Here is a 13,348-nt window from a genome sequence, read left to right as displayed (position 1 = left end):
GAACAAACGCGCTTCCGATTCCGTTACGACAAGGGGCAAATCCGTGTCTTTACAGCATTGGCGCTGGCGGGATCGCCGCGCCGAGGAGGGAGCACATGGCGCGCGCCGAGATGAAATATTCAAACGCTGCTACGCATCTTTTTTGTTTTTCGCATCTTCGATGGAGTTTCGTTTATCAACGGCCGCAGCATTTGATGAGCCGCGCGGCGCGTGAATTCAAGACCTGGTATTTCGAGGAGCCGCAGAGCTTCGACGGTCCGTCTTTTCTTCGCATCGAAACGGACCCTTCCGGCGTGTCGGTCGTCACGCCTTTCCTGCCGAATGCGCTGGGATCGAACGAACGCAACGCCGCCTTGAAACTGATGCTCGCGCAACTGCTTTCGCGCGTGCGGCCGGCGCGCCTCATCGCCTGGTACTATACGCCGATGGCGCTGCAATTCACGGAGGAGCTCGAGCCGGATCGCTGCGTCTACGACAATATGGACGAGCTTTCGGCCTTCGCCGGAGCGCCAAACGGCATTGTCGAATGGGAGCGGCGGCTGCTCGCGCGTTGCGACGTCGTCTATGTCGGCGGGCATTCGCTCTATCAGGCGAAAAGGGACCGGCACGAAAATATTCACGTGTTTCCCAGCAGCGTCGACGTCGCGCATTTTCGTCAGGCGCGCTTCGCCGCCGGCGAACCCGACGATCAGAGTTCGATTCCGCATCCGCGCATCGGCTTTTTCGGCGTCATCGACGAGCGCATGGATATGAGGCTTGTCGCCGAGGTCGCGGCGCGCCGGCCGGACTGGCGCTTCGTGATGATCGGACCGACGGCGAAAATCGACGCCGCCGCGCTGCCGCGCGCCGACAACATCCACTGGCTCGGCTGCAAGGATTATGCGGCGCTGCCGCAATATCTCGCGGGCTGGGACGCGGGCCTCATGCCCTTCGCGATCAACGACGCGACCCGGTACATCAGCCCCACGAAGACGCCCGAATTCCTCGCGGCCGGCGTGCCGGTCGTCTCCACGCCCATCACGGATGTCGTGCATCCATACGGCGTTCTGGGCCATGTCGAGATCGCGTCCGATGCGGAAGGCTTCGTCGACCGGATCGAGACAGTGTTGCGAAGACCCCGCAGGCGATGGCGGCAATCGGTCGACGCCTTCGTCTCATCCATGTCCTGGGACGACACCTGGGCAGGCATGCGCAGGGGCCTCGATGCGTTCATCCCGGAGAGAAAACTGAAGGCGGAGGCGCGTCGTGTTTGACTGGCTCATTGTCGGCGCCGGCTTTGCGGGAAGCGTGCTTGCCGAGCGTATCGCGTCGCAACGCGGAGAACGCGTTCTCCTGATCGACAAACGGGGACATGTCGGAGGGAACGCCTATGACAGGTACAATGACGACGGCATTTTGATTCACCAATATGGTCCCCATATCTTTCACACCAACGCCAAGTCGATTTTCGACTATCTGTCGCAATTCACGGACTGGCGTCCCTATGAGCATCGCGTTCTCGCGGAAGTGGACGGGATGCTGCTGCCGATACCGATCAATCTTGATACGGTCAATCGGCTCTTCAAGCTGGAGCTGGATTCGCAAGGCCTTGCCGCCTGGTTCGCCGAGCGCGCGGAAAAGCCAGACGAAATCCGGACCTCCGAAGATGTCGTGGTCAGCGCGGTCGGGCGCGAGCTTTACGAGAAATTCTTCAGATTCTATACGAAGAAGCAATGGGGCGTGGAGCCGTCGGCGCTCGACAAGTCCGTCACCGCCCGCGTTCCCACGCGGATCGATCGGGACGACCGCTATTTCAGCGACGCCTATCAGTTCATGCCGGCCGGCGGCTATACGCGGATGTTCGAGCGCATGCTGAATCATCCGAACATCAAGATTCTGCTGCAGACCAGGTTCGACGAGATCCGCGCGCAAATCCCGTTCCGCCGGTTGATCTATACGGGCCCGATCGACGAATATTTTCAGTTCCGCTTCGGCAAGCTGCCTTACCGCTCGTTGAGATTCGAGCACGTCACGGTGAATGAAAGGCGGCATCAGCCGACGGCTGTCGTCAATTATCCGCAAACCCAGGCCTATACGCGCGTCACCGAATATAAGCACCTCACAGGCCAGCAGCACGAAAAGACGAGCTTGACCTATGAGTTTCCATGCGAGGCCGGCGATCCATATTATCCTGTTCCACGCGCGGAAAACGCCGAGCTCTACAAGCGCTATGAACGGCTCGCGCTCGCGCAGAAGGATGTCTGGTTCGTCGGACGGCTCGCGACCTATCGCTATTACAATATGGATCAGGTCGTCGGGCAGGCGCTTGCGACCTTCCGGCGCATCAATCAGGAGATTCCTGCAGGCGCCGAACGGCGCGACGACCTTCCGGCCCCGGTGGCGGCGGAATGATCGTCGATTGAAGAGGAACCTCGCTTGTCGGCGGGCGTTTCGCGAGGAGCGCTTGCCGACGAGGAGTCGATAATGTTCACGCACAACAAGAAGCTGCAATATACGGTGCGGGTCTCCGAGCCCAACCCTGTGCTCGCGAGCCTGCTCCTCGAGCAGTTCGGCGGTCCGCAAGGGGAGCTGGCGGCCGCGATGCGTTACTTCACGCAGGCGCTCGCCGAGGACGATCCGGGGCGCAAGGACCTGCTGCTCGACATCGCGACCGAGGAGCTCAGCCATCTCGAAGTCATCGGCAGCATCGTCGCCATGCTGAACAAGGGCGTAAAGGGCGAGCTTGCGGAAGCGACGCAGACCGAAGCCGATCTCTACCGTTCGCTCACGCAAGGGGGCGACAGCCATACGCAGGCGATACTTTACGGCGGCGGGCCGGCGCTCACCAATTCCTCGGGCGTGCCCTGGTCGGCCGCCTATATCGATTCGATCGGAGATCCGGCTTGCGATCTGCGCTCCAATATCGCGGCCGAGGCGCGCGCGAAGATCGTCTATGAGCGCTTGATCAACGTCACGGACGATCCGGGCGTGAAGGAGGCTTTGGGCTTTCTGATGACGCGCGAGATCGCGCATCAGAAGTCCTTCGAGAAGGCGCTGTATTCGATCGAGGGCAATTTCCCGCCCGGCAAGCTGCAGGGCATCCCCGAATACGCCAATCTATACGTGAACGCCTCCCAGGGCGCGGGAGACGCGGAGGGTCCCTGGAACAGCGGCGACCAGTGGCGGCGGATGGACGACGTCGTCGGAGGGATTCCGGTCGATGGCGGGGATGGCGATGCGAGCGTCGGCCTGACCAGCGCCGAGCAGCGCGACCTCTCGAGCTTCGCGGCGCGGACGATGTCGAACCCTCTGTCCGATCCGCAGACGGGCGCCGATCTCGGTCAGTCCGGCTCCGCCTGACAGCGTCGTCGCGGCGTCGGGCCGCAGCAGCCGCGCAATCGCGTCACGACTCCCCGGCGCCGAGTGGGGAGACGGCTGGCGCGTTGAGCGGCTCTCCCTCCGGGGAGAATTGCGACCCGTGGCATGGACAGTCCCAGCATCTCTCGAAGCTGTTCCAGCGAACATGGCAGCCGACATGCGTGCAGGCGGCGGAGCGTCGGATCAAGGTTCCGGTCTCGTCGCGATAGACCGCGATCTTGTGGAATCCGTCCCTGATGATCGCGCCCTGGCCGGGCGTCAGCTCGTTGAGCGATGAAAGCTCGCCTGGCGCCAGATATTCGACGAAGCTCTTGAGGGCGGCGGCGTTCTCCTTGACGAACTCGCTTAAGGCCTTCGCCGGCTTGCGGCTCGGATCGTAGACCTCGCCCCAGGGGCTTTCGCCTTTCAAGATCAGGTCCGAAATGACCAGGCCCGCGGCGGCGCCGTGCGTCATGCCCTGGCCGGAATCGCCCGTGACGACATAAATGCGCTCATTGCCCGGGTTCAGGCCGATGAAGCCCATGCAATCGATGGGTTCGAGAACCTGTCCCGACCATCGCGCGATCTCCTGGCCGAGCTGGGGCAGCAGGCCGCGCATCCAATGGGCGAGCGAAAGGATGCGCGCATAGCCGTCATTCGCCTCGCCAGTCTTGTGGTCTTCGCCGCCGACAATGAGAATGTCGAATTCGCCCTCTCCCGGTTGCAGCCTGATGTAATGATAGGGGTCGAGCGTGTCCCAGTAGAGCGCGTCCGGCAGGCTGCCGCGCGGGATTTCGAAAGCGACGGCGTATGTCCGGTAAGGCGCCTGCTTGCTGTGAATCGTCAAGCGGTCGTTGATCGGCGCGTTTGTGGCGATGACGGCCGCGCCGGCTTCGATCTCGGCGCCCTGAGCGGTCTTGATCGTGACGGCCGACGCTTTCTCCTCGACTGAGACGACGGCGCTGTCGGCGAAGAAGCGTCCGCCGGCGTCTTGGATGGCTTTTGAGAGCGCCGCGAGATATTTCGTCGGATGGAAGGTCGCCTGTCGCGGAAATTGCAGCGTCGGCGCCGTCTCATAGCCGATCAGGGGCACGCCGGCGTGGCGCAGGGCGATCATGCCGACCTGCGCGCTGGCGATGAGCTCCTTGTCGATGATCGTCCGGTCCGTGGCGGGCGCGAGGAAGAGATAGGCGTCGATGCGCCTGAAGCTGCAGTCGCGGTCGAGCTCCCGCTGTATCGCCTCGATGCGGTCGATGGCGGCGGCCTGGCTTTCCTGCCAGCCTCTGGCGATGGCGACGCCGCGCATGTCGATGAGCGCGCGAAAGCCGTCGTCGCTATAGGAGGAGAGATGCGCCGTCGTGCGCGAGCTCATGCCGCCGCCGATCGGCCCGCGGTCGATGACGACGACATCCTTGCCGGCTCTCGCGAGCTCATAGGCGACCGACAGCCCGGCAATGCCGGAGCCGACGACCGCCACATCCGTCGTCGCCTTGCCCTCCAGCGGCGGGGCGTGGAATTCGACCGGGCGCCAGATCGATCTGCTGCGCTCCTTGCTCACATTCATGGCGCATTCCTTTCACGACCGGCGCATTGGCGCGGGCGCCGAAAGCTGGCGGTTGCGCCGCGCGAGAGCCCAGGCGGGCATGATATGCGCCGCGACCGTCATCAGCTTGTTGCGCCATCCGGTGACGATTTCGCGGCGCCCTTCCATCAAAGCCTCGAAGCCCTCCCGCGCCACCTCCGCGGCGTCGTCCTTCTTCGAGCGTCCCGCCGGCGTGTCGAGCATGCCGGCGCGGCGGAAGAACTCGGTCTCGGTCGCGCCCGGCATCAGGCAAGTCACGGTAACGCCCGTTCCCTCCAGCTCGTCGGCGAGCGCGGCGGCGAAATTGTCGAGAAACGCCTTCGTGCCATGATAGACGGCTTGAAAGGAGCCGGGGATGAAGCCGGCGATCGACCCCACGACGAGGATTCGTCCCGCTCCCCGAGCGCGCATGTCGCGGCCGACAAGCTGGGCGAGATACACCGTTCCCATAACATTGGTGTCGATCACCCGCCGCACCGCGGCAAAATCCTGATCGAGAAACGCGCCGCCCAGCCCTCGCCCCGCATTTGCGATGAGGACGTCGATCGGGCGCGTCAGCCGCTGCGCGAGGCCATGGAGCGCTTCGACGCCCGCCATTGTGGAGAGGTCGCATTGCAGCTCCCAGACGCGCGCGTCGTCGCCGCGCAGCGTCTCCGCAGCGCGGACGATCGCGGGCTCGTCCGCGGCGATGATGAGGTCGAAGCCGCGCGCGGCGCAGAGCTTCGCCAATTCATATCCGATGCCCGTTGAAGCCCCCGTGACGAGGGCGAGGGGACGCGCGCGCATGGCTCTCTCCGGTGACCCCCCGCAGATACGAAAGCGCCCGCCCTCTTGACGAGATAGGCGGGCGCAGCATGAACCGGCGGAAAAGGAGGAATGTTCCGGGCTTCGCCTATTCGGGCTCTCCATTCGCGCCGCCCGCCGCGAGGGCCATTTTCACGAGCTCCGCGAGATTGCCGGCGCGCATCTTGGCCATGATGTTGGCGCGATGCACCTCCGCGGTGCGGATGCTGATGCCGAGATCATGCGCGATCACCTTGTTGGAGAGCCCCTTGAGCAGGCCGGCGAGGATTTCGTTTTCGCGGCGCGTGAGGCTTGCGAGCCGGCTCTTGATCGCGGCGGATTCCCGGCTGCGCGTCTCCTCGGCGTCGCGGCGCTCGAGCGCCGCGTCGACCGCCGCGAGCAGGGCCGCGTCTTCGAAAGGCTTTTCGAGCAGATCGACGGCGCCGAGCTTCATCGCCTCGACGGCGAGCGGCACGTCGGCGTGGGCGGTGAGCACGATCACGGGATTCGTGATTCGCGCTTCCTTCATTCTTGCGATGAGCTCGATGCCGTTCATCTCGGGCATGCGAACGTCGGTGACGACGCAGCCGTCGCGATGCGCGGCGTCCACCTTCAGGAAGGCGAGCGCCGAGGCATAGGTATGCACCTTGAAGCCCTCGGTGCTGAGCAGAAGCCCGACGGCGTCCCGAACCGCCGCGTCGTCGTCGATGACGTGAACAACGCGCTGACCGCTCATGCGTCGGCATCCGCGTCTTGCAGCGGCAGCGCAAAGCTGAACGTCGCGCCGTCCCCGGCGTTCGGCGACGCCCAGATCCGTCCGTAGTGAGCTTCAATGATGGAACGCGAAATCGACAAGCCCACGCCCATGCCTTTCGTCTTTGTCGTCGTAAACGGTTCGAAGCGCCCGATCTCGCAGGATTCCGGAAGTCCGCAGCCGGAGTCAATCACATCGACGCGAATCGTGCCGTCGCCTGGATTGGCGGTTGAAATTACGAGTTCCCGGCGCTCGGACGATTGCATCGCTTCCATTGCGTTGCGAACGAGATTGAAAAGAACCTGCTTCAGTTGCGTGCGATCGGCGACGATCCGGTCTCGCGGGGCTTGGCGTCTCATCTCGAACTTGACCTTCGAATCTTCGCATTCCTCGATGGCTGCGTCGACGGCCTCCATTATCAGATCGTGCATGCCGACCAGAGTCTTATCCGGTTCGCCGCGCCGCACCAAATCCTTCAGGCTCGTAACGATGCGGCCCGCGCGCAGGGTTTGCGTCGTGGCCTTTTCCAGGACGTCGACGATCGCCGCGTCGTCCGCATGGGGGGACTTCTCGATGAGCCGCCGCGCCACGCGCAAATAGGTCGCGTTCGCCGCCAGCGGCTGGTTGATCTCATGCGCGAGCGCTGCGGCCATGCCTCCCATCGCGTCCAGCCGATTGCGATGGAGCTGCTCGATGTGGCGCTCGATCTTGCGCCGCTCGGTCAAATCCTTGATGATGGCGACCCGCAGGCTTTCTCTCTCAAACGCCGTCTCGGACAAGGTCATTTCCGCGGGAAAGGCGTCGCCATTCTTGCTCAAGCCGCGGATTTCGCGCCTTTCGTCAGCCGCCGGCTGCGTCCATTCGTTTGTCCCGCCAGCCTCGGGAGCGATCAGTTCGCGGATATTCATAGCGGCAAATTCGTCCGGGCGGTATCCAAACATGGCGGCGCCGGCGCGATTGATGGTTTGTATCCGCCCGACGGCGTCCATCGTCAAAACCGCGTCCGGCGCCGCGTCGATCGCCGCCTGAAGTCTTGCGGCGCTTTCGGCGAGCGAGAGTTCGGCGCGCTTGCGCGGCGTGATGTCGGAGGCGTAGCCGTGCCACACGACGAGGCCGCCGGCTTCGCGCACGGGCGCCGCTTGCGCTTCCATCCAGATCATCCCTTTGTCCGGGTGATCGAAGAGAAATTCGACAACCCACAAGGAAAGCTCGCGCGCCGAACGGCGCAGGCCCGCATTGAGCATGTCGAGATCATCCTTGCTCAGGCGCTTGAAGAAGACTCCGGCGTCGGCGCGGATGTCGGCGGGATCCAGGCCGAAGACCGATTTGGCTTTCGGCGAGACATAGCGATAGGCCACATGGCCCCGCGCATCGACATAGAAGGTTCCGACGACGCCCGGCGCGGCGACCACGACATTGGCGAGCAGCTCGGACGCGGCGCGGCCGGCATGTGCGCGCAGACGCATTCGGTGGAAAGCCTCGACGATGGCTAGCAGGAATGCGCTCGTCGTCAGAAAAAGAAAAATATTACTTGCGTCGGCCCCGGAAGGCGGCGGGAAGCCGAGACGCAAGAGCGCGCATGCGAGGGCCGCGACGGCGCCGGGCGCGAAGCCGCCGAGCAGGCCCGACAGGCTTACCGCGAGATAGTCGGCGGCCTCGGAGAGATCGCGGTTCGACGAAGCGAAGGCGAGCCGCGCGGCCGCCGCGCCGCCGCCCGCAAGCGCCGCGAGGGCGAATCGCGGGGCGGGCGGCGCGGCGTAAGCCGACGCGACGATGCGCTCGGCGGCCGTCAAGCATCGGCTTATGGATCTACACGCAACCCAGCGCATGTGCGGCATTGGTCCCGGGGAGGAGGAGGGGGAAGGTGATTGGAGACTACGCATTTCAGCATAGCGCTAAAGGAGTTCCTGCAACAAAGACAAGCTCAACGGACGCTCCTCCCAGCCTTCGGCTAAACTGTTAAATACAGCAAAGTTACATGTAGAGAAACTCCGGGAAAACACGTATGCAAAGGAAAACGAGATAAAATTACCCGAAAGTCCAGATAGCGCTTTGCTAACTAAAAAAGATAGGCATATTGCGTTCGCCGGGAAACAGTAGCGCATACCTGCGCGCGGGGGATATGAATTGATATTTATTGAGAACTTCCTCGGCGCCGATAGTAAAGCTGTAGCTTTCCTGGGCGCAGTTCTCGATGCGATTCCGCAAGAGGCGGCGCTCATCGAGCGAGGCGGCCGCATCGTGGGCGTCAATGCGCGCTGGGCGCGATCGCTGGGCGCTAACGGCGACGCCCTGGAGGTTGGCGGCAATCTTCTGGACCTTTTCCGCCGGCGCGTGGCGGACGATCCCGAGATCCGCCGCCTGCTGGAAGGTCTCGAGGCGGTTCTCTCCGGCGCGCGAGACGCATTCTCGGCCCGGATTCTCCGTGAGCGCCATCCCGTGTCGATCGAAGCGCGCGCGCTGTCCTCCGGCTTCGACGGCGCGCTGATGCTGAAAAGCGTCCCGGCAAGACTGGAAGATCCTTGCGACCCGGGCGAGGAGACGGTCGCCGAAACGGCCTTGCGCGAGAGCGAGCGGCGGGAGCGGCGCCGATCGGCCGAGCTTCAGGCGCTGTTCGACGCGGCGCCAATCGGCCTGGCCATCGCCCTTGATCCGCAGGGCGCGCAAATGCAGGGCAATCGGGCGCTCGCGCAGATTTTCGGCGCCGCGCCGGCGGGCGAGAGCTCGAAAGGCGCGGAGGAGCCGCCGGGCTTCCGCGTCTTTCGGAACGGACGCGAGCTGGAGGCCCGCGCCTTGCCGATGCCGCGCGCCTCCGCAGGCCAGGCCGTCGGCGGCGAGCTGCTCGACATCCTGCGCGAAGACGGGCGGACGATCACGGCCTTTGTCAAGGCGACGCCGCTCTACGACGAAGCCGGCGTCCCCCGCGGGGCGGTCGGCGCCTTCATGGACGTTACAAGGATAAGGCGCGCCGAGCTTGCGTCGCGGGAGTGCGAGCAGCGTTTCCGCAGCTTCGTTGAAGCCTATGCGCAGGCGGTGTGGGAAGCCGACAGCGAAGGCGTCGTCGTCAAGGATAGCCCGTCATGGCGCGCCTATACGGGCCAGAGCCGGGAGGAATGGCTCGACGACGGCTGGGTGGGCGCCATCCATTCGGACGACAGGGCCGATGCGGAGCGCGAATGGCGCGACGCGGTCGGATCGCGCAAGAACCTGGATGCGGAATTTCGGCTCAAGCATGGGGATGGCTGGCGCTGGACCAATGTTCGGGCGACGCCGATCCGCAGCCCTGACGGCGGGGTCGCCAAATGGATTGGGATGAATATCGATATCGAAGCGCGCAAGCAGGCTGAAGCGGCGCTGCGGGACAGCGAGGCGCAGTTTCGCGCGATGTTCGAACTGACGGGCGTGGGAATGGCGCAGGCCGACGTCGCGACCGGCCGCCTGCTGCGCGTGAATGAAGCGTTCGCTCATATGCTCGGCTATGAGCGCGCCGAGCTGCTCGGAACGCCTTTTCCCGAGATCACCCATCCCGAGGATCGGGCGGCGGATTGGGAGCGCTTCGCCAGAATGGCGCGCGGCGACGCCACGCTGTACGACACCGAGAAACGTTATGTCCGCAAGGATGGTTCGATCTTCTGGGGCCGCGTCACCGCGACTTTGACTGGACCGCCCGGAGAAGCGGTGCGAACGGTCGCCGTCATACAGGACATCACCCATCAGAAGCAGATCGAGACGCTGTTGCGCGAAAGCGAGGCTCGGCTCGAACAGGCGCTTGCCGCCGCGAATGCGGGGGTCTGGGAGTTCGTCCCGGAGACAGGCGCCTTCAAGGCCTCCGCGCGGGCGGTGGCGCTGCATGGTCTCGCGCCGGACGGGCCTATCGATCGCGGCCGGGCGCTTTCGGCCATCTATCCGGAGGATCGGCCCTGCGTCGAGGCGGCGCTTCAGCATTCGATTGAAACCGGAGCGCCTTTCGAAGTCGAGTTCCGCGCGCGCCAACCCGACGGGTCGCTGCGCTGGCTGTCCTCGGTGGCGGATGTGTGCGGGGATGGCGAGGATTTGAGGTTCGTTGGCCTCGTGCAGGGCATTGACGAGCGCAAGCGCAACGAAATGGCGCTGCGCGAGAGCGAGGAACGCCAGGCCTTCCTGCTGAAGCTCACCGACAATTTGCGCCAGATCGTCGATCCCGGGGAGATTCAGGCGGCGGCGTGCCGGCTGCTCGGGGAGCATCTTGGCGTGAACCGCGTCGCCTATGCGGACATCATCGGCGACGAATTCATTGTTCGCCACGGCTACGCCAATGGCGTCGCGCCGTTCATGGTGCGCATGCCGATCGCCGATCTCGGCGCAAAGTTCATCGAATGTTATCGGCGCGGCGAATCGGTCGCGATCGAGGATGTTTTCGCCGAGGCGGGTTTCACGCCGGCTGAGCGCGAACGCTTCGAGGCGGGCGAGATCCGCGCGCTTGCGAGCGTCATATTGACGAAGCAGGGGCGCTGGGTCGGCACGCTTTGCGCGCACAACGCCGCTCCGCGGGCCTGGACCTCTCTCGAAATCGGGCTTGTGCGCGAGGTCGCCGAGCGCGTCTGGTCGTCGGCCGAGCGCGCCCGCGTTCAAGCCGCCTTGCGCGAGAGCGAGTTTCGTCTGCAGCTCGCCCTGAACTCCGGCAATATCGGCATTTACGAGGAGAGCGTCGAGACCGGGGAACTGATCTGGGACGATCGGTTGCGCGCGCTCTGGGGGCTTCCGTCGGACGCGCCGGTCAGCCACGCCCTTTTCATGGAGGGCGTTCATCCCGCCGATCGCGAGCGGGTGCGGAACGCGATCGACAGGGCGGTCGACCCCAGGGGATCGGGCAGCGTCTCTGTGGAATACAGGGTTGTGTCGTTGTCCGATCGCGCGGAGCGCTGGGTCGCGGCGACCGGCACCGTCTTCTTCGAAGACGACCGGCCCGTTCGAATCGTCGGGACCTCGCAGGACATCACGGCGCGCAAGCGCGCGGAGGCCGAGCGTCAGAAGTTCGTCGCTCTCGCCGAGCAAAGCCTGGAGTTCATCGGCCTCTGCAATCTGGACTTCGCGCCGCTCTACATCAATCCCGCCGGCGCGCGCCTCGTCGGGCTCGAGCGGGAGCGGGCCTCTTCCACGCCGATCGCCGAGTTTTTTTTTCCGGAGGATTGCAACTACGTTTTTACGGAATTTCACGATCGCGTCAGGCGCGACGGCCACGCCAATGTGGAGATCCGCTTTCGGCATTTCCAGACGGGCGAGGCCTTGTGGATGCTCTACAATGTCTTCGTCCTGCGCGATCAGCACAACGAACCCATCGGCTTCGCGACGGTCAGCCGCGACATCACCGAACGCAAGCGCGCCGAGGACGCGCTGAAGGCCGCGGACCGCCGTAAGGATGAGTTCCTGGCCACGCTCGCCCATGAGCTGCGCAATCCGCTCGCGCCGATCCGCAACGCCGTCCATGTTCTGCGCCACGACGCGGCTGCGACGACGATGGGGGAGCGCGATCTCGCCTTGCTTGCAATGATCGACCGGCAGGTCGAGCATCTGATCCGTCTCGTCGACGATCTTCTTGAAGTGTCGCGCATCACGCGCGGCAAGATCGAGCTGAAGAAGCGGCGCGTCGATCTCGCCGAAATTCTGCGTCACGCCGTCGAGACCGCGCAACCGACGATCGACCGGGCGCAGCATCGCCTGCATGTCTCCCTGCCGTCCGAGCCGCTGGCGCTCGACGTCGATCCGGTCCGCCTGGCGCAGGTCTTCACCAATCTCCTCAACAACGCCGCGAAATATACGGAACATGGCGGCGACATATGGCTTATGGTGGAACGGCGGGAGAGCGAAGCGGTCGTCGCCGTGCGTGACAGCGGCGTTGGGATTCCGGCGGAGATGCTGCCGCGCGTCTTCGATCTGTTCACGCAGGTCGACCGAACCCTCGGACGCGCCCAGGGCGGCCTCGGGATCGGGCTCGCATTGGTGAAAAGCCTGCTCGACCTGCATGGTGGAGCGGTTGAGGCGCAAAGCGAAGGACTTGGCTGCGGCAGCTCCTTCATGGTCCGCCTGCCCATGCTTCCAACCAAGGACACGGAGGAGCCCATGCCGGCGACGGCCCCGACCGAATTCAGCGCGACGCGCCGGATCCTCGTGATCGACGACGATCATGACGTGGCTGACAGCCTCGTCATGTTTCTCGAAACCTTCGGCGCGACGGTGCGCGCCGTCTATAGCGGCGCCGCGGGCCTCGAGGCGGTGCCGGCGTTCAAGCCGGACCTCATCTTTCTCGACCTGGGCATGCCCGGCATGGACGGCTATGAGACGGCCCGCCGCATCCGCGCTTTGCCGGAGGGGCGCGATGTGAAGCTCGTCGCATTGACGGGCTGGGGGCAGGAGCAGGTCAATGACCGCGCGCGCGAGGCGGGCTTCGATCGCCAGCTCACCAAGCCGGCGGGATTCGAGGCGCTGCAGGAACTGCTGGGCGCGGCCTAGGCGTGAGCTTGCAATATCGCGAGAAGGAAATCCGGGATCAACTCGCTAAGTTTTTGATTTCATGGCGAGAGAGACGGGGCTCGAACCCGCGACCTCCGGCGTGACAGGCCGGCGCTCTAACCAACTGAGCTACTCCCCCGCGCGGCGCGTTGTTCGCGCGAGGACTGCGGGATAGGGCACAGAGAACGCGAAGTCAAGCGCTTCCGCGCTCGGCCTCTCCGGTCCCGCGGCGCCGGCGCCGTCCGGCGAGTTTTTCCTTTCCGCCAAGCCATATTGTGCGCTTCGGGCCGGGCTCGCGCGAAAAAGGACCGCGGCCGCAGCCCGCTTGCATCGTCAAAAACTCGATCATTGGCTGGGCGCCAGGCGACGCGTTCTCTTTTCTTTCTCGCGCGGCTGGTTTAAGC

Annotated in this window: 8 protein-coding genes and 1 tRNA gene; 4 read left to right on the top strand and 5 right to left on the bottom strand. The window is 64.5% G+C overall.

Translation table 11 applies throughout. The features are described from left to right. The first annotated feature begins 194 nt into the window (after positions 1-194). From ACV7JP_RS03125 to ACV7JP_RS03115, 3 genes are all read left to right on the top strand, one after another. Positions 195-1,253 carry a glycosyltransferase gene (locus tag ACV7JP_RS03125; protein WP_457797802.1) on the top strand — a complete coding sequence of 353 codons (1,059 nt, stop codon included), beginning with the start codon at positions 195-197 and terminating at the stop codon, positions 1,251-1,253. Next, positions 1,246-2,391: a UDP-galactopyranose mutase gene (gene glf, locus ACV7JP_RS03120; RefSeq protein WP_457797801.1), complete on the top strand. Its 1,146-nt coding sequence runs from the start codon at positions 1,246-1,248 to the stop codon at positions 2,389-2,391. Before ACV7JP_RS03125 ends, glf begins: the two co-directional genes overlap by 8 nt. A 72-nt stretch (positions 2,392-2,463) precedes the next feature. Beyond that, complete coding sequence (locus ACV7JP_RS03115) at positions 2,464-3,339, top strand: manganese catalase family protein (RefSeq protein WP_457797800.1); 876 nt, start codon at positions 2,464-2,466, stop codon at positions 3,337-3,339. A gap of 43 nt (positions 3,340-3,382) precedes the next feature. Here the strand turns inward: ACV7JP_RS03115 and ACV7JP_RS03110 are convergent, their stop codons facing one another. From ACV7JP_RS03110 to ACV7JP_RS03095, 4 genes are all read right to left on the bottom strand, one after another. Further along, on the bottom strand, positions 3,383-4,900 hold the full coding sequence (locus ACV7JP_RS03110) for an FAD-dependent oxidoreductase (RefSeq protein WP_457797799.1): 1,518 nt from the start codon (positions 4,898-4,900) through the stop codon (positions 3,383-3,385). Positions 4,901-4,912: 12 nt separating this feature from the next. Beyond that, on the bottom strand, positions 4,913-5,704 hold the full coding sequence (locus ACV7JP_RS03105) for an SDR family NAD(P)-dependent oxidoreductase (RefSeq protein WP_457797798.1): 792 nt from the start codon (positions 5,702-5,704) through the stop codon (positions 4,913-4,915). 106 nt (positions 5,705-5,810) lie between these two features. Beyond that, complete coding sequence (fixJ, locus tag ACV7JP_RS03100; protein ID WP_457797797.1) at positions 5,811-6,437, bottom strand: response regulator FixJ; 627 nt, start codon at positions 6,435-6,437, stop codon at positions 5,811-5,813. After that, positions 6,434-8,293, bottom strand: coding sequence for a PAS domain S-box protein (locus ACV7JP_RS03095; RefSeq protein WP_457797796.1), 1,860 nt, complete (start codon positions 8,291-8,293; stop codon positions 6,434-6,436). Before ACV7JP_RS03095 ends, fixJ begins: the two co-directional genes overlap by 4 nt. 289 nt (positions 8,294-8,582) lie before the next feature. Between ACV7JP_RS03095 and ACV7JP_RS03090 the strand changes: the two genes are divergently transcribed. Further along, complete coding sequence (locus ACV7JP_RS03090; RefSeq protein ID WP_457797795.1) at positions 8,583-12,944, top strand: PAS domain S-box protein; 4,362 nt, start codon at positions 8,583-8,585, stop codon at positions 12,942-12,944. Between the two features lie 62 nt (positions 12,945-13,006). On the opposite strand, the gene ACV7JP_RS03085 is transcribed toward ACV7JP_RS03090, so the two are convergent. Then, a tRNA-Asp gene (locus ACV7JP_RS03085) sits at positions 13,007-13,083 on the bottom strand. Between the last annotated feature and the right edge of the window lie 265 nt (positions 13,084-13,348).

The sequence above is a fragment of the Methylocystis sp. S23 genome, from assembly GCF_054106005.1.
This window is presented reverse-complemented; position numbering and strand designations above follow the sequence as displayed.

Excerpts from the sequence above, each read along its gene's own strand:
- ACV7JP_RS03125 (WP_457797802.1), top strand. The coding sequence starts at position 195 with ATGAGCCGCGCGGCGCGTGAATTCAAGACCTGGTATTTCGAGGAGCCG.
- ACV7JP_RS03115 (WP_457797800.1), top strand. The coding sequence starts at position 2,464 with ATGTTCACGCACAACAAGAAGCTGCAATATACGGTGCGGGTCTCCGAG.
- ACV7JP_RS03110 (WP_457797799.1), bottom strand. The coding sequence starts at position 4,900 with ATGAATGTGAGCAAGGAGCGCAGCAGATCGATCTGGCGCCCGGTCGAA.
- ACV7JP_RS03105 (WP_457797798.1), bottom strand. The coding sequence starts at position 5,704 with ATGCGCGCGCGTCCCCTCGCCCTCGTCACGGGGGCTTCAACGGGCATC.
- fixJ (WP_457797797.1), bottom strand. The coding sequence starts at position 6,437 with ATGAGCGGTCAGCGCGTTGTTCACGTCATCGACGACGACGCGGCGGTT.
- ACV7JP_RS03095 (WP_457797796.1), bottom strand. The coding sequence starts at position 8,293 with ATGCCGCACATGCGCTGGGTTGCGTGTAGATCCATAAGCCGATGCTTG.